Annotated in this window: 21 protein-coding genes; 8 read left to right on the top strand and 13 right to left on the bottom strand. The window is 71.3% G+C overall.

Annotated elements, in window-relative coordinates; all coding sequences use genetic code 11:
- Positions 1-18: 18 nt before the first annotated feature.
- On the bottom strand, positions 19-1,155 hold the full coding sequence (chvE, locus tag HUT12_RS15520; protein ID WP_131052436.1) for a multiple monosaccharide ABC transporter substrate-binding protein: 1,137 nt from the start codon (positions 1,153-1,155) through the stop codon (positions 19-21).
- A 628-nt stretch (positions 1,156-1,783) separates the two neighbouring features.
- On the opposite strand from chvE, the gene HUT12_RS15515 reads away from it, so the two are divergent.
- Positions 1,784-3,097 (top strand): hypothetical protein, encoded by a 1,314-nt coding sequence (locus HUT12_RS15515; protein WP_131052437.1) that lies wholly within the window; start codon positions 1,784-1,786, stop codon positions 3,095-3,097.
- A 241-nt stretch (positions 3,098-3,338) separates the two neighbouring features.
- Positions 3,339-4,052, top strand: coding sequence for a DUF998 domain-containing protein (locus tag HUT12_RS15510; RefSeq protein ID WP_217706006.1), 714 nt, complete (start codon positions 3,339-3,341; stop codon positions 4,050-4,052).
- A gap of 50 nt (positions 4,053-4,102) precedes the next feature.
- Here the strand turns inward: HUT12_RS15510 and HUT12_RS15505 are convergent, their stop codons facing one another.
- The 4 genes from HUT12_RS15505 to HUT12_RS15490 are packed head-to-tail and all read right to left on the bottom strand — an operon-like array spanning position 4,103 to position 8,409.
- Entirely contained in the window at positions 4,103-5,251 is a 1,149-nt protein-coding gene (locus HUT12_RS15505) for a serine hydrolase domain-containing protein (protein ID WP_176093831.1), read from the bottom strand.
- A gap of 4 nt (positions 5,252-5,255) precedes the next feature.
- Entirely contained in the window at positions 5,256-6,083 is an 828-nt protein-coding gene (locus tag HUT12_RS15500) for a carbohydrate ABC transporter permease (RefSeq protein WP_176093830.1), read from the bottom strand.
- On the bottom strand, positions 6,080-7,051 hold the full coding sequence (locus tag HUT12_RS15495) for a carbohydrate ABC transporter permease (protein ID WP_176093829.1): 972 nt from the start codon (positions 7,049-7,051) through the stop codon (positions 6,080-6,082). The genes HUT12_RS15500 and HUT12_RS15495 overlap by 4 nt, the downstream gene beginning before the upstream one ends.
- Positions 7,048-8,409 (bottom strand): ABC transporter substrate-binding protein, encoded by a 1,362-nt coding sequence (locus HUT12_RS15490; protein ID WP_176093828.1) that lies wholly within the window; start codon positions 8,407-8,409, stop codon positions 7,048-7,050. The genes HUT12_RS15495 and HUT12_RS15490 overlap by 4 nt, the downstream gene beginning before the upstream one ends.
- A gap of 370 nt (positions 8,410-8,779) precedes the next feature.
- Between HUT12_RS15490 and HUT12_RS15485 the strand changes: the two genes are divergently transcribed.
- The 3 genes from HUT12_RS15485 to HUT12_RS15475 are packed head-to-tail and all read left to right on the top strand — an operon-like array spanning position 8,780 to position 11,796.
- Complete coding sequence (locus tag HUT12_RS15485; protein WP_176093827.1) at positions 8,780-9,865, top strand: LacI family DNA-binding transcriptional regulator; 1,086 nt, start codon at positions 8,780-8,782, stop codon at positions 9,863-9,865.
- Positions 9,866-9,881: 16 nt separating this feature from the next.
- Positions 9,882-10,835 (top strand): glycoside hydrolase family 68 protein, encoded by a 954-nt coding sequence (locus HUT12_RS15480; RefSeq protein WP_176093826.1) that lies wholly within the window; start codon positions 9,882-9,884, stop codon positions 10,833-10,835.
- A 1-nt stretch (position 10,836) separates the two neighbouring features.
- The gene (locus HUT12_RS15475) at positions 10,837-11,796 is read left to right on the top strand and encodes a carbohydrate kinase (protein ID WP_254876832.1); all 960 of its coding nucleotides are present in this window, start codon (positions 10,837-10,839) and stop codon (positions 11,794-11,796) included.
- 17 nt (positions 11,797-11,813) lie between these two features.
- On the opposite strand, the gene HUT12_RS15470 is transcribed toward HUT12_RS15475, so the two are convergent.
- From HUT12_RS15470 to HUT12_RS15460, 3 genes are all read right to left on the bottom strand, one after another.
- A complete protein-coding gene (locus tag HUT12_RS15470) occupies positions 11,814-12,779 on the bottom strand; it encodes a helix-turn-helix domain-containing protein (RefSeq protein WP_176093825.1) in 966 nt (321 codons plus the stop codon).
- A 180-nt stretch (positions 12,780-12,959) separates the two neighbouring features.
- Positions 12,960-13,499 (bottom strand): flavin reductase family protein, encoded by a 540-nt coding sequence (locus HUT12_RS15465; RefSeq protein WP_176093824.1) that lies wholly within the window; start codon positions 13,497-13,499, stop codon positions 12,960-12,962.
- Positions 13,496-14,398, bottom strand: a complete 903-nt coding sequence (locus HUT12_RS15460; protein WP_131053707.1) for a DUF1684 domain-containing protein — start codon at positions 14,396-14,398, stop codon at positions 13,496-13,498. Before HUT12_RS15460 ends, HUT12_RS15465 begins: the two co-directional genes overlap by 4 nt.
- A gap of 360 nt (positions 14,399-14,758) precedes the next feature.
- On the opposite strand from HUT12_RS15460, the gene HUT12_RS15455 reads away from it, so the two are divergent.
- Genes HUT12_RS15455 through HUT12_RS15445 form a run of 3 tightly spaced genes read left to right on the top strand, consistent with a single transcriptional unit; the run spans position 14,759 to position 17,414 of the window.
- A complete protein-coding gene (locus HUT12_RS15455; protein ID WP_176093823.1) occupies positions 14,759-15,583 on the top strand; it encodes an ABC transporter ATP-binding protein in 825 nt (274 codons plus the stop codon).
- Positions 15,580-16,572, top strand: a complete 993-nt coding sequence (locus HUT12_RS15450) for an aliphatic sulfonate ABC transporter substrate-binding protein (protein WP_176093822.1) — start codon at positions 15,580-15,582, stop codon at positions 16,570-16,572. The genes HUT12_RS15455 and HUT12_RS15450 overlap by 4 nt, the downstream gene beginning before the upstream one ends.
- Positions 16,569-17,414: an ABC transporter permease gene (locus HUT12_RS15445; RefSeq protein ID WP_217706005.1), complete on the top strand. Its 846-nt coding sequence runs from the start codon at positions 16,569-16,571 to the stop codon at positions 17,412-17,414. Before HUT12_RS15450 ends, HUT12_RS15445 begins: the two co-directional genes overlap by 4 nt.
- Positions 17,415-17,454: 40 nt before the next feature.
- Here HUT12_RS15445 and HUT12_RS15440 read toward each other — a convergent pair whose 3' ends face one another.
- The 5 genes from HUT12_RS15440 to HUT12_RS15420 all read right to left on the bottom strand — a co-directional run bounded on the left by HUT12_RS15440 (position 17,455) and on the right by HUT12_RS15420 (position 22,702).
- Positions 17,455-18,708, bottom strand: a complete 1,254-nt coding sequence (locus HUT12_RS15440; RefSeq protein ID WP_176093821.1) for an acyl-CoA dehydrogenase family protein — start codon at positions 18,706-18,708, stop codon at positions 17,455-17,457.
- A 290-nt stretch (positions 18,709-18,998) separates the two neighbouring features.
- Complete coding sequence (locus HUT12_RS15435; protein ID WP_131052164.1) at positions 18,999-20,009, bottom strand: sulfate/molybdate ABC transporter ATP-binding protein; 1,011 nt, start codon at positions 20,007-20,009, stop codon at positions 18,999-19,001.
- A complete protein-coding gene (locus HUT12_RS15430; RefSeq protein WP_131052163.1) occupies positions 20,006-20,842 on the bottom strand; it encodes a sulfate ABC transporter permease in 837 nt (278 codons plus the stop codon). Before HUT12_RS15430 ends, HUT12_RS15435 begins: the two co-directional genes overlap by 4 nt.
- Positions 20,835-21,683 carry a sulfate ABC transporter permease subunit CysT gene (gene cysT / locus HUT12_RS15425; RefSeq protein ID WP_176093820.1) on the bottom strand — a complete coding sequence of 283 codons (849 nt, stop codon included), beginning with the start codon at positions 21,681-21,683 and terminating at the stop codon, positions 20,835-20,837. The genes HUT12_RS15430 and cysT overlap by 8 nt, the downstream gene beginning before the upstream one ends.
- Positions 21,680-22,702 carry a sulfate ABC transporter substrate-binding protein gene (locus HUT12_RS15420; protein ID WP_176093819.1) on the bottom strand — a complete coding sequence of 341 codons (1,023 nt, stop codon included), beginning with the start codon at positions 22,700-22,702 and terminating at the stop codon, positions 21,680-21,682. Before HUT12_RS15420 ends, cysT begins: the two co-directional genes overlap by 4 nt.
- Between the last annotated feature and the right edge of the window lie 48 nt (positions 22,703-22,750).

Genomic DNA, 22,750 nt, shown 5'->3' with positions numbered 1-22,750 from the left:
CCCCGGGGGGTGTCGCCGTCAGCTCTTGGCCTGACCGGCGGCGACCTCCTCCGCGGTGAAGTAACCGGAGTCGATCAGCACCTTCTGGATGTCGTCCTTGAAGACGGTCTCGACCGGCAGCAGGTACGACGGGACGACCTTGACACCGTTGTTGTAGGTCTCGCTGTCGTTGGCCTCGGGCGTCTTCTCCTGGAGGAACGCCTCACCGGCGACCACGGCCTGATCGGCCAGCAGGCGGGTGTCCTTGAAGATGGTGGAGCTCTGGATGCCGTCGTCGATCAGCTTGACCGAGGCGATCTCGGCGTCCTGCCCGGTGACGACCGGGATCTCGTCGGCACCCCGGTAGCCGGCGTTCTGCAGCGCGGTGATGATGCCGCGCGAGATGCCGTCGTACGGCGACAGCACGCCGTCGATCTTGCTGTTGTCGTTGTAGCTGGAGGTCAGCAGGTCCTCCATGCGCTTCTGCGCGGCCTCCTGCTGCCACCGCAGGATCGCCACCTGCTCGATCTTGGTCTGCCCGGACTTCACCTTGAGCGTGCCGGCGTCGAGGAACGGCTTGAGGGTGTCCATCGCACCGTCGAAGAAGAAGTGGGCGTTGTTGTCGTCCAGCGACCCGGCGAACAGCTCGATGTTGAACGGCCCGGTCGCCTCGCCCTTGCCGCCGTCCTTGGTCTGCAGGCCGAGGCCGACCAGGAGGGCGCTGGCCTGGGCCACGCCGACCTTGTAGTTGTCGAAGCTGACATAGAAGTCGACGTTCGGGCTGTCCCGGATGAGCCGGTCGTAGGAGATGACCGGGATCTTCGCGTCGGCCGCCGCCTGGAGCTGTCCGCTCAGGGCGGTGCCGTCGATCGCGGCGATGATCAGCACGTCGGCACCGCGCGTGATCATCTGGTCGACCTGCTGCGACTGGGTCGGGATGTCGTCACCGGCGTACTGGAGGTCGACCTTGTAGCCCTTGGCCTCCAGCTTCTCCTTGACGGAGTTGCCGTCGGCGATCCACCGCTCGGAGGTCTGGGTCGGCATCGAGACGCCGATGGTGAGGTCGGACGGCTTCTCGTCGCTGGTGTTGCCACTTCCGGCACCGTCGCCACTACACGCCGCCATACTCAGCGCCAGGGCGGCGCTACCGAGAGCGGCCAGAATTCTTCTGCTCACTGGCTTCCCCAATCTGGAACTCGCGCCGTCGCACCGGCTGCGTGGATCGCACTTCGGGGCCCAAGTGTTAGCGCTCACATTGCCCGGGTCAACACCTCGCCGGAAATCCACCGGTCACGTTCTCGTAACGAAGCCGAGGCTCCACCGGTCGGCCGAATCACCCCAGTTCAAGGCGTTGCACATCGAAGGAAGTCGCGCGTTCGCACCGGCCACCCGAATAACATCCATCGAGAGCAGAGAATACGCCAACCGGTGGCCCGGGGCGACGGTCCGGACACCGGCAGTCGCATCCGTCGACACGCAAAGGAAAACGGATCACCCGGTCGACGGACACCCACCCGGCGATCACACAGTGTGACCGGCCGCGCCTCACGCTCCACGACGGACCGGAGGGGCGGGGTCGCACCCGGCACGCCGGTCCGGACTTCACCGCAGGCGCGTCTGCGGCCAGGGGGCGCACGGTCGGTCCCCGTGCCGTCACCAGCGCGGTCTTGACATCGCCCAGCCGGACGTCGATGCTCTGCTAAATCAGTTTAGCGCCCGTCCTCCCCCACACCACCGCAACCGGTCCGGGGCGCTGCCACGGGACCCGCCCGCGGCAGCCGGACGCGTCCAACAAGGAGGACCGATGAGACTGCGAAGGACGCTCACCGCCGTGGCGGCGGTGGCACTTCTCGCCACCTCCGGCACGGCCGCGTACGCCGCGTCGAAGGGTCCCGGTGGCAACACCGGGGGCATCCGCAGTGTCACACCGATCACCACCGTCTACACGTACGGCCAGAAGGTCTCCGCCGTCGCCGTCGAGTACCCGCAGACGGTGAACCCCCGCGAGCTCGACAACTCCACCTTCTCGGTCTCCGACACCGTCTACAACTTCCGCTTCAACCAGATGGAAGACCTGCCGAAGCTGGCCGACCGCAAGGTCACCCACACCTACACGAACAGCGCGCCGACCACCCGCGCGGACCGTCGTTCGGTGGACGGTCGGTACGTCATCGTCGAGCTGGACCCCGCCGAGAACCTCGGCTGGACCGTCATCGTCTCCAAGTGCCCGACCTTCCTGTGCAGCGTGAAGGTCAACACCGAGTTGCCCACCCGGGTGACCCAGCGCAAGGACGTGCACGCCCAGCCCGGTAAGGGCAAGGGCAAGGGCCCGGTGCAGGCCAAGGCCGCCCCGAAGACCCCGCGTGGGGTCACCGAGGAGCCGGTGAACCTGCTCGTCGACGACTTCCAGTACGGCTCGTACCTGAGCAGCGGCATGGTGCTGCCGTACCACTACCACCTGCCGAAGAACTACCAGCCCGGCAAGAAGTACCCGCTGATGGTCGTCCTGCCCGGGCACGGCATGGGCTGGGACGGCGACAACCTGGGCGTCCAGATCGCCGCCGACATCCCGGCCACCGCCTGGCTCCAGTCGAGCTGGACCGGCAGCCGCGAGGACGTCATCGTGCTTGCCCCGCAGAACCAGCGGGTCGGCCTGCCCGCCGAGGGCGACCTGCTGATCCGGCTGGTCGACCAGTTCGTCAAGGACCACGCGGTGGACACCGACCGGGTCTACGCCACCACCGTGTCGTACGGCTCCCGGCTGCTCTGGGAGGCGTTCGCGAAGCGTCCCGACCTGTTCGCCGGTGGTCTGGTGACCGGCGGCTTCCAGGTCGGCGCCGACCAGGCCAAGGCCATCGCCGCCGGCGAGGTGCCGCTCTGGATCACCCACGGGGTGAACGACCACCTGCTCAACATCTCGCTCGCCCGCAACACGCACACCGCCCTGCGCGCGGCCTACGAGGCCCAGGGCAAGACGCCCGCGCAGATCGCCAAGCTGCTGCACTACACCGAGTACGGCAACGACGCGTTCTCCCTGCCCGACTACCACGCCGCCTACGGCCCGACGTACGAGGACCGCAACATCCTCCAGTGGCTGCTGGCCCAGCGGAAGGGCTGACACACCGCTCAAGAGGCACCGTCCGGGCTCGCCGGCCGCGATCGATCTCGCGGCCGGCGAGCCTCGTTCGTGGTCCACGCGACCCGAACGACTCCCCCCAGCTCCCCCCGGCCCTCCCGGCCCTCCCGCCCTCCGCCGAGGGGGCGCCACCCCCGCCGCTCCCCCGGCATCGCCTCGTCGATCATGGAGTGGTGGCTGCCGAATTGCACCGGTAGATGGCTTTCCTGCACGCCACGACTCCATGATCGACGGGACTGACGCCGGGCAACGGCGCGCGGACGGCGCGGCCTGGTCCGTGCCGGTGGCGTGGGAGCGGCGGGACGGCACGTACGGTGCGGGGATGCGAGTCGTACCGGGATGGGCGCTGGTCTCCGCCGTGGCGGCACCGATCCTCCTGATCGGTGGGTGGACGCTGGGCGCGGCCCGCCAACCGGGCGGATTCGACCAGGTCACCGGGACGATCAGCGCACTCGCCGCCGTCGGCGCTACCGACCGGTGGATCATGACGGTCGCGCTGGCCGGTCTCGGGCTCTGCCACTGTGTGACCGCCGTCGGGCTGCGTCCCCTCGCACCCGCCGGGCGGGTGCTACTGGCCCTCGGCGGGGTGGCGACCCTGGCGGTGGCGGTGTTCCCGCTCCCGGCCGACGGTGGCGGGTCGGTGCCCCACACGCTCGCCGCCGCCGTGGCCTTCGGCGCGCTGGCACTCTGGCCGGCCGCAGCACGGGCGGCGGGGCAACGGGCGGCGGGGCAACGGGCGCCGTGGGTGGCGCTGGCGGTCGGGCTGCTGCTGGCCGTGGCCTGGTTCGTTGCCGAGATGGCGGCCGACGGCGGGCGGGTCGGTCTGGCCGAGCGGGTGGCGGCCGGCGCGGAGGCGTTCGCACCCCTGCTGGTGGTCAGCGCCCTGCGCCGCACGGGCCGGTCAGGTCGGACGGGCCGCACCACGCCGGACGGGTGACGGCGGGGTCGACGTCACGGCTCGTCGGCCGTGACGTCGACCCGATCCGCCTACTTGCTCAGGCAGGAGAGCAGGGCCGCGGCGAGCAGATTGGCCCGCTCGTCGACCACGCCGCCCATCTGGTTGACCACGTAGCCGAAACCGACCCGGTGCTGGTCGTCGCCGAAGGCGAGGTGTCCGCCCGCACCGTCGTGGCCGAAGCTGCGTTCGCCGAGCATCGGGCGCGGCGTCGAGTGGACGAGGAAGCCGGTCCCCCAGCGGTGTCCGACGTCGGGGAGTCCGTACACCTGTTGGCCGGCGACGCGGACGGTGACGGCGTCGTCGACGGACGCGGTGGTGAGCAGCGGTCCGCCGCCGACCTCGGAGACGCAGGCGGCGTAGAGGCGGGCCAGCGACTCGGCGGTGCTGATCCCGCCCGCACCGGGGATCTGGGCGGCCTGGATCGCCGGGTCGTTGAAGCTGACCAGGCCGGCGGCGTCGGCGGGGAAGGCGAACGCGCCGCCCATGGTGATCCCACGGTCGGCGACCGGGTCGCCGGCCGGGAAGGGCTCGCCGAGCGGTGCCAGCATCCAGGCGACCGCGTCGCGCTCGGCGGGCGGCAGGCCGACCCAGGTACGCAGACCGAGCGGCTCGGCGAGGGTCCGGGCGAGATAGGTGCCGGGCATCTCCCCGGTGATCCGGCGGATCACCTCGCCGATCAGCCAGCCGTAGGTGATCGGGTGATAGCTGTGGGCCGTACCCGGCTGCCACAGCGGGGTCTGTGCCTCGATCGCCTCGATCACCGGGTCCCAGGCGAGCACCTCCGCCCGGGTGAAGGCGCGGTCCAGCGTGGGCAGTCCGGACTGGTGGGTGAGCAGCCAGCGGACCGGGATCTCGGCCTTGCCGTGCCGACCGAACTCGGGCCAGTACCGGATGACCGGGGCGTCGAGGTCGAGCCGGCCCTGCTGGACCAGGAGGTAGGCGCAGATCGCCATGATCCCCTTGGTCACCGAGAAGACGACGGCCGGGGTGTCGGCGGTCCAGGGCCGTCCGGAGCGCTGGTCGGCCAGCCCTCCGTACAGGTCCACGACCTTGGTGCCCCGCAGGTAGACGGCGACTGCGGCGCCGACCTCCCCACGGTGGACGAAGTTGTCCCGGAACACGTCGGCGACGGGCCCGAAGCCCTCGTCGGCGTGGCCGTGGATCGGGGTGTCGTTCAACCCGTCATCCCTTCACGGAGCCCTGCAGGAGCGCCTTGATGAACTGGCGCTGGAAGATCAGGAACACGATGAGCGTCGGAGTGAGGATGAGCAACGATCCGGCGCAGAGCAAGACCAGATCGGTTCCCCACTGTCCCTGGAACGCGCCGAGGGCACCGGCCATGGTCCGTTTGGTGGCGTCGTCGACCATGACGATGGCGAGCAGGAACTGGTTCCAGGTCCAGAGGAACAGCAGGATGGTCAGCGAGGCGATGGCCGGTCGGGCCAGCGGCACGTGCACCCGCCAGAACAGCTGCCAGGTGTTGCTGCCGTCGACGCGCGCGGCCTCGGACAGCTCACGCGGCACGTTGGTGAAGTGGGCGCGCATCCAGAAGACCGCGAACGGCATGTAGAGGCCGACCAGCGGCAGGATTATGGCCCACCGGGTGTTCAGCAGACCGAGGTCCCGCATCTGGTAGTACAGCGGGGTCACCACCGCCTCGAAGGGCAGCGTGAGACCGAGCAGCAGCAACCCGAAGGCGATGTGACCGCCGGCCACCCGCAGGTGCCCGAGGCCGAAGCCGGCCATGGTCGCGATGATCACGCCGAACGGCACCACCCCGGCCACGATCAGCATGCTGGACCCCAGCAGGGCGCCCATGTTCGCGGCGGTGAAGGCGTCGGCGAAGTTTCCCCACTGTGGATCGGAGGGCCAGGCCAGACCGGTGGGTACGGTGCCACGTGGTTGCAGGGCCGCCGAGAGCATGCTCAGGAACGGCAGCAGGGTGACGACGACCAGGGCGATCAGGAAGATCCGCCCGGTCAGCCGCTCGCTGCGGGTGGTCATGTTCATGGCTTCTCCCCCCGGGTCAGCCGCTGGATGGGCAGCACACAGATCAGCACCAGCAGCATCAGCACCACGCCCAGGGCCGAGGCGAGCCCGACCTGGCGCTGGGAGAAGGCCAGCCGGTAGATCTCCAGCCCCGGCACGGTGGTCTGGATGCCCGGGCCGCCGCTGGTCGAGATGTAGACGATGTCGAAGCTGGCCAGGGCCGCGATGATGGTCACGGTGAGGCAGACGCCGATCTCCTGGCGGAGGCTGGGCAGGGTCACCGCGAAGAACTCACGGATCGGGCCGGCACCGTCCATCCGGGCCGCCTCGTACAGCGACGGGTCGATCTTGCTCATGCCGGTGACCAGCAGGATCGTGCAGAGGCCGAGCATGATCCAGGTGCCGATCACGCCCACCGACGGCAGCGCGGTGCTGAACTCGCCGAGCCAGGCCCGGGTGATGCCGTCCAGCCCGACGGCCCGCAGGGCCTGGTTGACCAGACCGTTGCTGGACAGCACCCAACTCCACGCGATACCGGCCGCCACCAGCGGGATCACCTGCGGCAGGAAGAGCACGGTCCGGACCAGCGTGCCGCCGGGGCCGGTGGTGATGCGCCGGACCAGGCTGGCCACCACCAGGCCGAGGACGACCGGGATGAAACTGAAGAAGATGATCAGGACGAAGGCGTTACCGATGATCTTCAGCAGGTCGCGGTCGGTGAAGACGGTGACGTAGTTGTCCAGGCCGACCCAGGTGGCCGCCCCGATGCCGTTCCAGCGGTAGAGCGAGTACTGCACGGTCATCACGAGCGGACGCAGGACGAAGAAGCCGTACATGGCCAGGGCGGGCAGGACCCAGAGCCAGCCGCTCCACCGCACCACGCGGCCCCACCGCTTCCGGTGGGGCCGCATGGCGGGACGGGGGTCCGCACCGCCGGGTCGGGCAGGGGTGCCCGACCCGGCGGGAACGCTGCCGAGGGCAGACGTCATCGGGAGAGTTCCTTCTCATACTCGGCCTGGACCGCCTTGACGTAGCCCTCCGGGTTCTGCTGGCCGGCGATCAGCTTCTGCATCTCCGGGGTGATGGCGGCGGCGAAGATGCCACCGGTGGCGTTGGCGGTGAAGTCCACCGCGCCGTTGTCGGCGCCGAGCTGCTGGGACGCCTTCAGCGTCTCGGCCAGGACGGTGCCCTCGGTCACCGGCGGCAGCGCCAGGTCGGCCGGGCCGCCCGGGTGCGAGCCGCCGACGTTGACCGAGATCTCACGGGCCTTGTCGTTGGTGTGCACCCAGTTGAGGAAGAAGGCCGCGGCGTCGGCGTTCTTGGCCCGGGCACCGACACCGAAGGTGTTCGGCGCGGACATCGCCACGTTCTTGGCCTCGGCGGTCTCACCGGGGAAGAGGAAGAACCCGACGTCGCCGGCCATGTTCTTGTCCAGGTTCGCCGACTCCCAGTCGCCGTTGAACATGAACAGGCCGTTGCCCTTCTGGAACTCGCCCATCATCGCGGTGTAGTCGATGGCGTTGGCGTCCTTCGGGAAGTAGCCGGCCTTGGCCCACTTCTCGATGGTCTGGGCGGCCTTCAGCGACGCGGGGGTGTCGAAGGTGGCACCCGGCTTCTGGAAGATCCAGTCCGCGATCGGGGCCGGGTCGCCGAACTGGTTCTGCAACGCCTGGTACGGGAAGTTGATGCCGGCGGTGTTCTTGTTGAACTGCATGATCGGCTGGAGGTCGGCGGACTTGGCCTTGGCCAACAGGTCCTCGAACTCGGCGATGGTGGCCGGCGGCTGGGTCATGCCCACCTGCTCGGCCTGCTTCTTGTTGTAGAACACGCCGGTCACGCTGTAGCCGAGCCCCATGCCGTACAGCGAGCCGGTGCCGCGCTCCGCGCCGCCGTCGGTGAGCCGGAGCTGGACGAGCTGGGAGGCGGGGAACTTGTCCCAGCCGTGCGCGTCGAAGTACGGGTCGAGGTTCTTAAGCAGGCCGTCCTTCACCAGGTCGACCATGGTGGGCAGCCGGATGATGTCGGGCGCGTTGTCCGAGGCGAGCACCCGGGGCGCGTTTTCCACGATGACCGTGAACTGGTCCTCGCGGATGTTGAACGTGACGTTGGGGTGCTGCTTGGTGAACTCGTCGGCGAGCGCCTTGGCCAGCGGGAAGCCGGTCTCCGCGTACATCTCCAGGGTGATCGGGTCGGTCCCGAGCTCGGTGCTGACCGGGGCGCCGGAGTCCTCCGGCGCGGTCTGTTCCGAACCGGGTGCGCTACAGGCGGTGGCCGTCAGACCGACGGCGAGTAGTGGCACCATCAGTGCCAGCCGGCGACGGGTGAATCTGGTGGACAACTCCCGCACGTCAATGGCTCCCTTGACTCATCCGCACGTCCCCACCGGTCGTCGACCGGGGGTACGCTCGCCACCACGGTCGGTGAACGCCACGCCTGCGCGTCGCGCACCCGACCTCGGCTCGCGGTATCCGATATGACCTCGGAGGTCGCTGTGACAGCGGCCCCCGCAGTGGCGAAACAACGTCGCTAAACTGATTTAGCAGAGCATGCGCGCGGCACCCCGGCCTGTCAAGGACGAGTTGGCAACGGTCCGGAAACAAGGGGTTCACCAGGGGGCTTCGCCGACACCCGGCCGGTCACCGGTGAGCCGGAACGCGACTCGACCCATCATGATGGGCAACGGCGGCGTCGTACGGACGACCGCGAACGGAGGACTGATGGGCCGCAACAGGGCAACACTGGCCGATGTCGCGCGACGGGCTGGGCTGTCCAAGACCGCAGCCTCGATGGTGCTCAACGGGCGGGAGGGCACCCGACTCTCCGCCGAGGCGCACCAGCGTGTCTTCGCGGCGGCGGAGGAACTCGGCTACCGGCCGAACGTGGCCGCCCGCAGTCTGCGTACCCGCAAGACGGCGACCATCGCCTTCGTCTCGGACATCGTCGCCACCACCCGCTTCGCCGGCGGCCTGATCCGGGGCGCGCTGGACGCCGCCCGCGAGCGCGACCACGTCCTGCTGATCACCGAGACCCAGGGTGACGCGTCGTTCGAGCAGTACGCCATCGAGGCGATCCTCGACCGCCAGGTCGACGGCGTGATCTACGCGGCGATGGCCACCCGCCGGCTGACCGTGCCGAAGGCCATCCTGAACGGCCCGGTGGTGCTGCTCAACGCCACCAGCTCGGAGGAGCTGCCGAGCGTGCTGCCAGACGACGAGTTGGCCGGCGCCACGATCGCCGAGGCCCTGCTCGCCCGGGGCCACCGGGACCGGATCGCCCTGATCGGCCGCAACCGACCCAAGGAACGCGACCCGGAGATCTCCCTCGCCGCCGAGGCGCGGCTGCGCGGCATCCGGAGCACGCTCGCCGCCGACGGTGTCGCGCTGTTCGCCGAGGGCTTCTGCACCGAGTGGCTGCCGGAGCACGGCTACACCGCGACGCAGGCCCTGCTCGCCCGCCCGGACCGGCCGAGCGCCATCATCTGCATGAACGACCGGCTGGCCTTCGGCGCGTACCAGGCGCTCGGGGAGGCCGGCCTGACCATCCCCGACGACATCTCGGTGATCTCCTTCGACGACGATCCGATCGCCTCCTGGCTGCGCCCGGGGCTCTCCACCGCCGCCATCCCGCACGAGCAGATGGGTCGCCGGGCGGTGGAGCTGCTGCTCGACAAGGACGACTCCGGCCCGGCCCTGGTGCCGATGCCGCTGCGCCGTCGGCGTTCGGTCGCGACTCCGGCCGGGCGGACCCCGATGCCGCGAACGGAGAGCGACTCCGCCCCGAGGTCGCGGGCTAAACCGATTTAGTGATACCTTCCCCGCCATGCTTCGTCTGCCCGACCACTGGGTGTGGGACAGCTGGTACGCCCAGGACGACGACGGCCGGTGGCACGCGTTCTTCCTGCGCGCCTCCCGGGCCCTCCTCGACCCGGACCGTCGCCACCGCCGCGCCACGATCGGCCACGCCGTCTCCACCGACCTGCGCGACTGGCGGCTGCTCCCGGACGCGCTGGTCCCCGCCGACTCACCGGGCTGGGACGATCTGGCCACCTGGACCGGCAGCACCGTACGCGGGCCGGACGGGCGGTGGTATCTCTTCTACACCGGTGTCGGCCGCGCCGAGGACGGCCTGGTCCAACGCATCGGGCTGGCCGTCTCCGACGACCTGGTGACCTGGCACCGGCACGGCGACACCCCGCTGCTCGAGGCCGACCCGACCTGGTACGAGCTGCTCGACCTGGACGCGTGGTACGAGCAGGCCTGGCGTGACCCGTGGGTCTTCGCCGACCCGGACGGCGACGGCTGGCACATGCTGATCACCGCCCGCAGCAACCAGGGCCCGGCCGCCGAACGCGGCGTCATCGGTCACGCCACCTCGCCCGACCTGCTGAACTGGACCGTCCGACCGCCGCTGTCGCCACCGGCCGGATTCGGTCACCTCGAAGTGCCGCAGGTCGCCGTGGTGGAGGGGCAGCCGCTGCTGCTGTTCTGCACCAACCCGGCCACCGCACCCGGCGACTCCCGGGAACGGCTCTGGATGGCCACCGCCCCGACCGTACGCGGACCATGGGACATCGCCGCCGCCCGACCGATCGCCCAGCCGCACCTGTACGCGCCCCGGCTGTTGTCGACCGACGACGGCTGGGTACTGCTGGGCTTCGTCGAGCACGGTGACGGGACGTTCGTCGGCGAGATCAGCGACCCGGTGCCGGTGCGCTACGAACCCGAGGCCGGCCTGGTGGCACGCGAACCGCTGCCGGCCACCGGTGGTGCCTGAGGTGACGGCCCCGGACGACCCGGAGCCGTCGTCCGCCGCCCCGGCGGTGACCGTGGTCGGTGAGGCTGTCGTCGATCTGGTGCAGGAGCCGGACGGCCGGTTCGTCGCCCATCCCGGTGGCAGCCCGCTCAACGTGGCCGTGGGCCTGGCCCGGCTGGGCGTACCCACCGCGTTGCTCGCCCGCTTCTCCACCAACCGCTTCGGTCGGCGGCTGCGCGCACACGCCGAGACCAACGGCGTCGACCTGCGGCACGCAGTCGACGCCGACGAGCCGGCCACCCTGGGGATCGCCACGCTGACCGGGACCGGTGTGGCCACGTACGACTTCTACGTCGACGGCACCGCCGACTGGCAGTGGCGCGCCGAGGAACTGGCCCCGGCGGTCGCCGGACGGGGCATCGTGCACACCGGCTCGCTGGCCGCGTTCCTGCACCCGGGCGCCGACCGGTTGGCCGCCGCCCTGCGGACGGCGCGCGAGCGCGGCGCGCTCGTCAGCGTCGACCCGAACATCCGGCCCGGCCTGATCGGCGGTGTCGACGCGGCCCGGAGCCGCGTCGACGCGCTGGCCCGGATCGCGCACGTGCTCAAGGCCAGCGAGGAGGACGTCGCCTGGCTCTATCCGGGCCGGACGAACGAGGACGTCCTGCGGCACTGGCGCGACCTCGGCGTGACGCTCGCCGTGATCACCCTCGGCGTCGGGGGCGCGGCTGCCGCCTCCGGCACGGGCGGATTCCGGCAGCCGGCGCCGGTCGTCGCGGTGGCGGACACCATCGGCGCCGGTGACGCCTTCACCGCCGGGCTGCTCGCCGCCCTCTCCACCGCCGGGCCCGGGTGGTCCGACGACGACGTCCGGGCCGCGCTGCGGTACGGCGTCGAGGTGGCCGCCGTGACCTGCACCCGGGCCGGTGCCGATCCGCCGTACCGGCACGAGCTGGCGAGTCGCTTCCCGACGGGGTCCTGAGCCCGGCGGGCGGTGCCTCAGCGCGGCAGGTCGGTGTGCATCCGGCGCCACTGTCCCGGGGTGAGCCCGTACGCCGCGCGGAAGCGCCGGGCGAAGTGGGTGGGGTCGCCGAACCCCCAGCGGCGGGCCACCACCGCGATGGTCAGGTTCCGGCTCTGCGGCCGGAGCAGCTCCTCGGCGGCGCCCTTCAACCGCTCCCCGATGATCCACTGTTCCAGGCTGAAGTCGGCCTGGGCGCAGACCTTGTACAGGTGGCGCAGGGAGACGTTGTGTGCCATCGCGATGGTGGACGGCCGCAGGTCGGGGTCGGCCAGGTGCTGCCGGACGTACGCCCGGACGAGGGTCAGCAGCGTCCCGGCCCGGTCCACGTGAACGTGCCGCGCGGTGGCGTACGCCGCCGAGGTGAGCAGCGCCCGGGCCAGCTCGACACTGGCCGCGCCCAGCACCGGTGCCGCCGGGTCGGCGCCGAGTCGGTCCGCTCGCCCCACCACGTCGACGACGTGCCGGGCGACCAGCGGATAGAGCGGGCTGGCCGGCAGGTTGCCCAGGGCCCGCCGGATCACGTCCACCGGTAACGCGAGCCGGTCGATGGGGATCTGGAGACATCCGGCCGCACCGTCGCCGGACCAGGAGAAGTCGTACGGGGCGGAGAGGTCCATCCCCATCAGCCCGCCCGGTGCGACCAGCGCGTGACGTCCGCCCTGCTCCTGCCGACCGTCGGCGCGCCGCTGCACGGAGAGCGCCACCACCGGCGTCACGTCCTGCCGCGTCTGCCGGGGAGTGCGCAGCAGCCGGATGCCGGACGCCTCGGTGGTGAAGACCGAGACGTCACCGAGGTCCCAGAGCGCCATCCGGGCGTACACGTCGCCGCTCGGATTCTCGTGGATCACGTGGCACGGCGCGGAGGCGTACGCCATCGTGGCGTGCACCGCCTCGACCCGGTCGCGGACCGGTAGCTGCGCGGTGTCCAGGACGACGGCCATCAGCTCACCTCGTCGGCTCGACCGGGCCGGCTGCCGCGACGGCGCGGTGGGCGGGCGACGGTGCCCGTGCGGGCCCCGGCGCCGGCACACCGGGTGGTCCCAGGATCCCATGCCCGCGTTACGAAGGAGAGAATCCCCGACGCCCTCGGACGGCGCGGGGGCGGGGTCCGGCGCCGATGGTCAGGCCGCGACCGGCCCGGCCCAGCCGTCGTTGCCGGGCACCAGACCGGTGTAGCGGCCCCGGTGGTAGAGCAGCGGCGATCCGGCGGCCGGGCTGTGCACCAGTTCCGGTTCGGCCAGCACGATGGCGTGGCTGCCGACCGTCACCCGGTCGATCACCCGGCACAGCAGCCAGGCGAGGGTGTCGTCGAGGATCGGTACGCCCTCGGGGCCGGCCTGCCACCGGGTCGGCGCGGCGAACCGGTCGATGCCGCTGGTGGCGAACGTGCGGGCGAGATCCTGCTGGTGGTGGGCGAGCAGGTGGACGCCGACGTGCCGGGCGGCGGCGACCGTGGGCCAACTGGACGAGCCGAGGTGGAGGCAGAACGACACGACCGGCGGCGACAACGACACCGACGTGAAGGAGGTGGCGGTGAACCCGACCGCCGGTGTCCCCGGGGCGGTCACCACCGTGACCGTGCTGGCCTGGTGCCGCAGCAGGGTCCGGATCTCGTCGGTCTCGGCGTCGAGGGGCGGCTGGTCGTCGGTGGGGGGTGTCACGAGTTCCTCCCGGGGGTGCTGTGCTGCGGTGGGGGCACGCCGTCCGCCCGCCGCTCGTACGGGATCTGCTCGCCGGCCTCGACGGCGACCGGCAGCCGGTTCTCCGCCGGCGGCAGGGGGCAGGTGGCGAAGTCGGTGTACGCGCAGGGCAGGTTGGTGGCGCGGTTGAAGTCCACGGTGACCCGGCCCTGCTCGTCGGGCGGGTCGACGCTCAGGGCCCGGTTGGCGGCGTACGTGGTCACGCCGGAGGTCTCGTCGGTGAACAGCACCGACAGGCTTCCCGGGGACCAGCCGTTGAAGGCGGTCAGACGCAGCGGCACACCGTCCACGGTGAACTCGATCGTGCCGGGGGCGTCGTAGACGTGCTGGAGTCCTTCGACGGCGGCACCGACGGTGGTCGGCCGGGGGCTGTCGAAGGGGACGAACCGTCCGGACAGGACCCAGCGGGTCGTCGGCGGGTACGTCGGTGTGCCCCGGAAGGCGGTCCGCAGTGGGTGGTCGGGGCGGCGTGGACGCAGGATGTCGTACCCACCCCGACGGGCGATCTCCAGCACGCCGCCGTCGAATCCGACGGTGACGCCGCCGCGCTCCGGGATCGGGCCGAACTCGTGGCGACCGGTCACCGGCTCTCCGTCGACGAGGAGTTCCTCACCGTCGGAGAGGTCGACCACCACGCCGTCCGCACCGGTGTGCCACCGTCCGGGCAGGTCGGCGACGCGCTCGGGGCGGTCGGTGAGCCAGTGCAGCCCGGTCACGGCGAGGAAGCCGTGCGGGGCGGCCAGGGTCTCCTCGTGGCGGCGGTGCCACTCCCGCCATTCGAGGGTGAAGGCGTCGACCTGCGCCTCGGCGGCCTCGGGCACGTCTGGGGTCGCCGCCGGAAGCGGGTGGGGCCGGGTCATGTCGGGTTCCCTCCGTCGGGGATGGATTCGGCCGGCGTCGGCCCGACCGCCTCGGGCGACCGGGTACGCGGGAGGTGCCGGGTCGCCGGGCGCGGCTGCCCGATCGGCGCCAGGACGGTAGCGCGGGGTGTCCACACCGTCACCCTGCCAGTGACCGCGTTCACAGGCCACTCCTCTCACGTCGATCCTCCGTCGGCAACCACCCGAGACCCGGCGGAGGCCCAGGTGGACGGCGTCCCACCCGGGCGCGACGCCTGCCTTCGGGAGCCACCCTCCCGGCCCGCCCGAGATATACCCTACTCATCCGGTTGGTTATATGGGTATTGTGAGCCGACCCACCGGACGAGGCAAGGAGGTGGCATGTCGACGAGCGCCGCGCGACTCGCGCCGGGGCTGCACACGGCACCCGCACCCGTCTCGATGCGCCAGGTGGGGCGCGCCTTCGTCGGCCGTCGCGGCACGCACCGGGTGCTGGACGACGTCACCCTGCGGATCGAGGCCGGTGAGGTGATCGCGCTGCTCGGCGCCTCCGGGTGCGGCAAGTCGACACTGCTGCGCCTCGTCGGCGGACTGGACCGGCCGAGTGCCGGGGAGATCACCGTGGACGGTCGAGCGGTGCGCGGGGTCGCGGCCCGCACCGCGATGGTCTTCCAGGACCCGCGCCTGCTGCCGTGGCGGACGCTGGCCGGCAACGTGGCCTTCGGTCTCGCACCCGGCCACGACCGGACGACCGCCCGCGCCGACGTCCGGGCCTGGCTGGAACTGGTGGGGCTGGGCGACTTCACCGAACACCGCCCGCGGCAGGTCTCCGGCGGGATGGCCCAGCGCACCGCGCTCGCCCGGGCACTCGCCCGGCGACCCGGCGTCCTGCTGCTCGACGAGCCGTTCGCCGCCCTCGACGCGCTCACCCGGTTGCGCATGCAGGACCTGGTCGGCCAGGTGCAACGCGCCGCCGGCAGCACGGTGCTGCTGGTCACCCACGACGTCGACGAGGCGCTGCGGCTGGCCGACCGGATCGTCGTGCTCGGCCCCGCCGGTCCGGCCGGACAGGGATCGACCGTCCAGCACGTCACCGCCGTACCCGGGGTGCGGCCCCGCGACCTCGGCTCGCCGGCCTCGGCCGCCCTGCGCACCGACCTACTCGACCGTCTCGGCGTCGCCCCCGAAGGAAGCAGGAGTTCATGAGGAAGACAGTCGCCGTCGTGCTGGCCGCCGCCCTGCTGCTCACCGGCTGTGTCGCCGGGGAGGACAGCGGCGGCTCGGCGGCCGACGGCACGACCCGGTTGCGTCTGGACTACGCGTACTGGAACCCGGCGAGCCTGGTGCTGCGCGAGCAGCGCTGGTTGGAGGAGGAGTTGGCCGACGAGGGCGTGTCGGTGAGCTGGTTGCAGTCCGCCGGCAGCAACAAGGCCAACGAGAACCTGCGCGCCGGCGCGCTCGACGTCGGCTCGACCGCCGGTGTCGCCGCCCTGGTGGCCCGGGCCAACGGTTCGCCGATCAAGACCGTCGGCGTGTTCAGCCAGCCCGAATGGGCCGCGGTCGTGGTCGCCAAGGGTTCCGCGATCACCTCGGTCGCACAGCTCAAGGGGCGCAGGGTCGCCGCGACGAAGGGCACCGACCCGTACTTCTTCCTGTTGCAGGCGCTCGACGAGGCCGGGCTGACGCCAGGCGACGTCACCGTGGTCAACCTCCAGCACGCCGACGGCAAGACCGCGCTGGAGCGCGGCGACGTGGACGCCTGGGCCGGCCTCGACCCGCACATGGCGCAGACCCAGGTCGACGCCGGTTCCACCCTGCTCTACCGCAACGTCGCCTTCAACACCTACGGCGTGCTCAACGCCCGCGAGGAGTTCGTCTCCACCCACCCCGAGCTGGTGCAGCGGGTGGTGAACGCCTACGAGCGGGCTCGCCAGTGGATCGTCGCGCACCCGGACCAGGCGGTGGAGCTGCTGGCCCGCGAGTCGCAGGTCTCCCCCGCCGTCGCCCGGGTGGTGCTCGCCGAACGGACCCGGTTCGACGTCGACCCGGTGCCGGGGGCGGCGCAACGGCAGGTCTTCGAACGGGTGCTGCCCATCCTGGTCGCCGACGGCAACGTCCGCACCGACGCCGAGGCCCGCGCGGCACTGGACAGCATCTTCGAGCCCCGCTTCGCCCAGGCGCGGGCGCAGCCGTGAGCGCGGGCAGTCCGGTGGCGGTGCAGCCGCCACCGGCCCGCCCGGCCGAGCCGCCGGCTCCGGCCACCGCCGGTCCCGGCCAGAGCTGGACCGCCCGGGTGGGGTACGCCGCCGCCGGCCTGCTGCTCCCGGTGGCGCTGCTCGTCGGCTGGCACCTGCTGGCCACCTCCGGCGGCTACTCGCGGGCGCAACTGCCGCCGCCGTACGACGTGCTGCTGGCACTGCGGGAACTCCTCGTCCGGGGTGAGCTGTGGCAGCACCTGGCGATCAGCGTGCAGCGGGTCCTCCTCGGGTTCACCGCCGGATCCGTCGCCGGACTGGTGCTGGGCGCCCTGGTGGGGCTCTCCCGGGCGGCCCGCTCGCTGGTCGGCCCGACCATCCAGGCGGTCCGGGCCATCCCGTCACTGGCCTGGGTGCCGCTGCTGCTGCTCTGGTTCGGCATCGGTGAGACCCCGAAGATCACCCTGGTCGCGATCGGGGCGTTCTTCCCGGTCTTCACCACCGTGGCCGCCGCGCTCCGGCACGTCGACCCGCACCTGGTCGAGGTGGGCCGGGCGTACGGCCGCTCCGGCGTACGGCTGCTCGGCACGGTGCTGCTGCCCGCCGCCACGCCGCCGGTGCTGGCCGGGCTGCGCCTGGCCATGGCGCAGTCCTGGCTCTTCCTGGTCGCGGCCGAGCTGATCGCTTCCTCGATGGGGCTGGGCTTCCTGCTCATCGACAGCCAGAACACCGGCCGCACCGACGTGATCCTGCTCGCCATCGTGTTGCTGGCGGTGCTGGGCAAGCTCGCCGACACCCTGCTCGGGCTCCTGGAACGACGCTTCCTCGCGGCCTGGACGTGACCGGGTGACCCGCCGGCCCGCCGACGACGCGCCGCTCCGGTCAGAGCTGGCCGTGACGCGGCGGCGGGGTGCCGTCGAGCAGCCAGCGACCGACGTGCTGGACCTTCCACCGGGCCGGATCGTGCAGCGTGTGGGTGCGCGCGTCGCGCCAGTACCGGGACAGGTTCAGCGCATCGGCGGCGGAGCGGGTGCCGCCGAGATCGAACAGGGCCGAGGAGACCTCTACCGAGGCGCGGGCGCCGGCCACCTTCGCCACGGCGGTCGCCACCGAGGCGCGCGCCGTGCTGTCGTCGGTCAGGTCCGCCTCGGCCGCGTCGATCGCGGTCGCCGCCTCCCGCAGCAGCGCCTCCGCGCCGCGTACCAGGATCTCCAGCTCGCCGGCCTGCTGGATGAGCAGCGGCTCGTCGGCGGCCCGGTCGACACCGGACTCGAACCACGGCCGGGCCCGGGCCACCTGCGCCACCGCGGCGTCCAGCGCGCCCCGGGCGATCCCGGTGTCCAGCGCGGCGTGCAGCACCTGGGCGCGCGCGCCGTAGGTGGTCGCCGCACCGAAGATCGGCGTGTACGGCACCACCTGCGTCTCGTCCACCGCCACCTGCGCCAGCAGCACCGTCCCGCTGGCGGTGGTGCGCTGCCCCATACCGTCCCAGTCGTCGCGCACGGTCACCCCCGGAGTGTCCCGGGGCAGGTAGGCCAGCATCTTCAACGGTGGGCCGCCGGACGCACCCGGGCCGCCGGACGCAGCGGGACCGTCGGGAGCCGCGGGACCGTCGGGCTCGGCCGGGTCGGCCAGTACGGCGCGGACCACGATCCAGTCGGCGAACAGCGCACCGGTGCAGTAGAACTTCTCGCCGTCCAGCACGTACCCGCCGTCGGGCCGACGACGCAGTGTGGTGGCATCGTCGGCGACGGTCCGCCCGCCGCGCTCGGACTGGGCGTTGGCGAACCGCTGCCCGGCCAGCGCGGCGGCGAAGTAGCGCCGTTGCTGCTCCTCGGTGCCCTGCAGGCGCAGCGCCTGGAGGAAGACGACGTGGCTGTGCGGGATCTGGGCGAGGCTGGCATCGGCCGCCGCCAGCGTCCGGAACACCTCGGTCAGCGTGGCGACCGAGACCTCGGCACCACCGAACTCGGCAGGCACCGTGATGCCCAGCAGACCGGAGGCGGAGAGCTCGGCCACCTCGGCCTCGGGCAGTCGACGCTCCCGGTCTCGGACTCCGGCCTCGTCGGCGAGGAGGGCCGCCAGTTTCCGGGCGACCTCGACGGCCTCCTCGTCCGTCCGGATCACACGCGTCATCCCGTCGACCACCTTCCCACCGAAGACCGCGAATCCTATCGGTTGAATAGGGTTAGTCTCGCCCTCACCGGCGCCCGACGTCAATCTCGCCGTCCGACCGGACCACGCCGCCGTTCCGGGACACCGCCGGCCCGGACAGCACTCGATCCCGGATCGAGTGGCCACGTGGTCGCGGGAAGGCCACTCGATCCGGGATCGAGCATGATCTTGCGCGCGCGTCGTGCGCGGTGCGCGTCGGTCGTGTCGGGCACGATCGTGCGCGGTGTGCGTCGGGGCCGACGAGGCGCTTGCTAGTGCGAGGGTGCGAGAGTCGGTTCCTCCGAGCGCTGGGTGGGCGCGGTGACCGTGGTGGTGGGGCTGCCCGGGGTGATGCGGATCCGCACCGGCGAGTCGACCTGGATCCCGAGCGCGTGGAACTCGTTGCGGGTGAGGGTCACGATCACCGGCTGGCCGCCGGAGGTGGTGACCTCGACCCGGATCTCGAAGCCGATCCGGGTGACCCGGGTGACCCGGCCGACCACGCCGGCGCTGTCCGCGCCGTCGGCGGAGAGCTGGAGGTCGTGCGGGCGCACCAGTTCGTCGCCGAGCTGGGTGACCGGGCCGAGGAAGCGCATCACGAACTCGTTGGCCGGGCGGTCGTACAGGTCGTCGGGCGAGCCGATCTGCTCCACCCGGCCCTCGTTGATCACCACGATCTCGTCGGCGACCTCCAGGGCCTCCTCCTGGTCGTGGGTGACGAAGACGGTGGTGACGTGCACCTCGTCGTGCAGGCGACGCAGCCAGTCACGCAGTTCCTTGCGGACCTTCGCGTCCAGTGCACCGAACGGCTCGTCGAGCAGCAGCACCGTGGGCTCGACGGCCAGCGCGCGGGCCAGCGCCATCCGCTGACGCTGGCCGCCGGAGAGCTGCGACGGCAGCCGTTCGGCGAACTGTCCGAGATGGACGAGCGCCAACAGCTCGTCGACCCGGCGGGTGATCTCGTCCTTGGCACGCTTGCGGATCTCCAGCCCGAAGGCCACGTTGCGTCGGACGGTCAGGTGCTTGAACGCCGCGTAGTGCTGGAACACGAACCCGACGTTGCGCTTCTGCGGCGGCAGATGGGTGGCGTCCACACCGTCGATCTCGACCCGCCCGGTGTCGGCGCGTTCCAGTCCCGCGACGATCCGCAGCAGCGTGGACTTTCCGCCGCCGGAGGGACCGAGCAGCGCCGTGAGCCGACCGGCGGGGATGCTGACCGACACGTCGTCGAGCGCGACGAAGTCTCCGAAACGCTTACCGACCTGGGAAATCTCGATGCTCAACGGTCTTCCTTCGGCCTGAGGACGGATACGACGATGATGCAGGCCACGGCGACGAGGGCGAGGAGGAAGGCGGTGGCGTACGAGCCGCCCTTGTCGAAGTTCAGGTACTTCTCCTCGACCACGAGGGTGGCCGTCCGGGTCGCGCCGAGCACGTTGCCGGAGACGATCTTGACCGCGCCGAACTCACCGAGCGAGCGGGCCAGGCTGAGTACGACGCCGTAGATCACGCCCCACTTGATCGCCGGCAGCGTGATCCGGCGGAACGTCTGCACGGCGTTCGCGCCGAGACTGCGGGCGGCCTGTTCCTGCTCGTCGCCGACCTCCTGGAGGACCGGGACGACCTCTCGGATGACCAGCGGGAGCGCCACGAACACGGTGGCCATCACCATGCCCGGCACGGCGAAGATGATCTGGAATCCGGCTGCTTCGAGTGTCGGGCCGAACCAGCCCTCCCGGCCGCCGTAGACCAGGATCAACGCGAGGCCGACGACGATCGGCGACACCGACAACGGCATGTCGAGCAGGGCGTTCAGCGTCCGTTTGCCGGGGAAGTCGTAGCGGACCAGCAGGAGCGAGATGCCGACGCCGAAGACGGTGTTGATGACCACCGCGACGACCGCGACCAGCACGGTGAGTTGCAACGCGTGGGTCACGTCGGGGTCGGTCAGGATGTCGTTGAGGTTGACGAAGCCGTCGGCGAACGCGTTCCGTCCGACCAGGTACAACGGCCAGGCCACCAGGAAGAAGAGGTACGCCGTCACGACGAACCGCAGGACGTACCGGCCGGGACGGCGGCCGACGCGGTTCCGCGCGACGGTGCGGTGTTCAGCCACGGCGCATCACCCTCCGCTGAATGACGTCGAGTACGACGATGACGGCCAACGACACGGCCAGCAGCACCACGGCGACCGCTGCCGCGCTGTCGGGATTGTCGTTCTCGATGCTGCTGAGGATGCGGACCGAGGCCACCTCGGTCCGCATCGGCAGGTTGCCGGAGAGCAGGACCAGTGAGCCGTACTCGCCGACGGCCCGGGCGAACGACAGGGTGGCGCCCGCCGCGATGGCCGGCGTGAGACTGGGCAGGATGATCCGCCGGAAGGTGGTGAACCGGCTCGCGCCCAGCGACGCTGCCGCCTCCTCCGCGTCCGGGTCCAGTTCGGAGAGCACCGGTTGCACGGTGCGCACGATGAACGGCAGCGTGACGAAGAGGAAGGCGAGGAAGACCGCGATCCGGGTGTTGGCGATGTTGACGCCGAGCGGGCTGTCCGGCCCGTACAGCGACAGCAGCACCAGGCCCGCGACGATCGTCGGCAGCGCGAACGGGACGTCGATGAGGATCTCCAGCGCCCGCTTGCCGAAGAACCGGTCCCGCACCAGCACCCAGGCGATCAGCGTGCCCATCACGACGTTGACCAGCGTGACCAGCAGCGCGGTGCCGATGGTCAGCCGGAGGGTGGCGGCGGTCTGCTCGTTGGTCACCGTCCGCCAGAAGCCATCCCAGCCGCCCTCGCTGGCGGTCACCACGACGGCGGCGAGCGGGATGAGGACCAGCAGGCTGAACCAGACCATCGCCACGCCGAGCCCGAGGCCGGAGACCCAGGTGAGCGGGAGGCCGGCCCGGGCCGACCGGCGGTTGCCCGCCGGCCGGTCCGGAACCAGGGTCGCCGAGGTCACTTGGCCTTCCCGGAGGCCGCGATGATCTTGGTCACGATGCCGTCACTCTCGTCGAAGAACTTCTCCGACAGCGCCGACCAGCTCTCGAAGTCCTTCTCCACGGTCAGCAGCTTCTGCGGGGCCGGGAACGGGTTGTTCGGGTCGATCGCGCCCTCGACGCCGCTGGTGTCGACGCCGTCGATGATCGGCCGGAAGCCGGTCAGCGCGAACTGCCGCTGCCCCTGCGGGCCGAGCACGAAGTCCAGCCACTCCTTAGCCTTGGGGTCGGCGTCCTTGAGGATCGCGCCCGGGTTCTCGATCAGCATGGTGGTCTCCGGCAGGACCCAGTCCAGCTTCTCGCCGTTCTGCCGGGCGAGGATCGTCTCGTTCTCGTACGCGAGCAGGACGTCACCGGTGCCACCGAGGAACGTGGTGGTGGCGTCCCGTCCGCTGTTCGGCAGCGACACGACGTTGCCGAAGAGCTTGGTCACGTACTCCTGCGCCTGGGCGTCCGTGCCGCCGTTCGCGGCGATGTGGCCCCAGGCGGCCAGGGCGTTCCACCGGGCGGCACCCGAGGACGCCGGGTTCGGGGTGACGATGCCGATGCCGGGCTTGACCAGGTCGTCCCAGCCCTGGATGTTCTTCGGGTTGCCCTCGCGGACCGCGAGCACCACCACCGACGACGAGACGATGCCCTTGGTCGGGCCGTCGTCCCAGGTTTCCTCGACCAGTCCGGCGTCGACCAGACGGGTCACGTCGCTGCTCACCGAGAAGTGCACGTAGTCGGTCTTCAGGCCGGCCACCACGGCGCGGCTCTGGTCGCCGGAGGCGCCGTACGAGGTCCGGAACCGGACTCCCTCGCCCGCCTCGGTCTTGTTCCACTCGGCGGCGATGGCCTTGTTGGCCGCCTCGGGTACCGCGAAGCCGACGATGCTCAACGTGGCGGAGCTGCCGCCGGCCGCGTCACCGCCGCCGCAGCCCGACAGCGCCACGCCGGTGACCATGGCGAGAGCGATGGCCGCTCTGATCCGGTGCCTCATCGGAACCCGTCCTCCTCCAGTGCGTGACCGCACTATATAAATCCGACC

It is taken from the genome of Verrucosispora sp. NA02020, assembly GCF_013364215.1.
GTDB lineage: Bacteria > Actinomycetota > Actinomycetes > Mycobacteriales > Micromonosporaceae > Micromonospora.
Note: the sequence above shows the minus strand (reverse complement) of the source record. Positions and strands in the feature narration are given on the sequence as shown.

What these genes read in the sequence shown, in the direction of transcription:
- HUT12_RS15515 (WP_131052437.1), top strand. Translation starts at nt 1,784, where the DNA reads ATGAGACTGCGAAGGACGCTCACCGCCGTGGCGGCGGTGGCACTTCTC.
- HUT12_RS15510 (WP_217706006.1), top strand. Translation starts at nt 3,339, where the DNA reads ATGATCGACGGGACTGACGCCGGGCAACGGCGCGCGGACGGCGCGGCC.
- HUT12_RS15500 (WP_176093830.1), bottom strand. Translation starts at nt 6,083, where the DNA reads ATGAACATGACCACCCGCAGCGAGCGGCTGACCGGGCGGATCTTCCTG.
- HUT12_RS15495 (WP_176093829.1), bottom strand. Translation starts at nt 7,051, where the DNA reads ATGACGTCTGCCCTCGGCAGCGTTCCCGCCGGGTCGGGCACCCCTGCC.
- HUT12_RS15485 (WP_176093827.1), top strand. Translation starts at nt 8,780, where the DNA reads ATGGGCCGCAACAGGGCAACACTGGCCGATGTCGCGCGACGGGCTGGG.
- HUT12_RS15480 (WP_176093826.1), top strand. Translation starts at nt 9,882, where the DNA reads ATGCTTCGTCTGCCCGACCACTGGGTGTGGGACAGCTGGTACGCCCAG.
- HUT12_RS15470 (WP_176093825.1), bottom strand. Translation starts at nt 12,779, where the DNA reads ATGGCCGTCGTCCTGGACACCGCGCAGCTACCGGTCCGCGACCGGGTC.
- HUT12_RS15460 (WP_131053707.1), bottom strand. Translation starts at nt 14,398, where the DNA reads ATGACCCGGCCCCACCCGCTTCCGGCGGCGACCCCAGACGTGCCCGAG.
- HUT12_RS15455 (WP_176093823.1), top strand. Translation starts at nt 14,759, where the DNA reads ATGTCGACGAGCGCCGCGCGACTCGCGCCGGGGCTGCACACGGCACCC.
- HUT12_RS15450 (WP_176093822.1), top strand. Translation starts at nt 15,580, where the DNA reads ATGAGGAAGACAGTCGCCGTCGTGCTGGCCGCCGCCCTGCTGCTCACC.
- HUT12_RS15440 (WP_176093821.1), bottom strand. Translation starts at nt 18,708, where the DNA reads ATGACGCGTGTGATCCGGACGGACGAGGAGGCCGTCGAGGTCGCCCGG.
- HUT12_RS15420 (WP_176093819.1), bottom strand. Translation starts at nt 22,702, where the DNA reads ATGAGGCACCGGATCAGAGCGGCCATCGCTCTCGCCATGGTCACCGGC.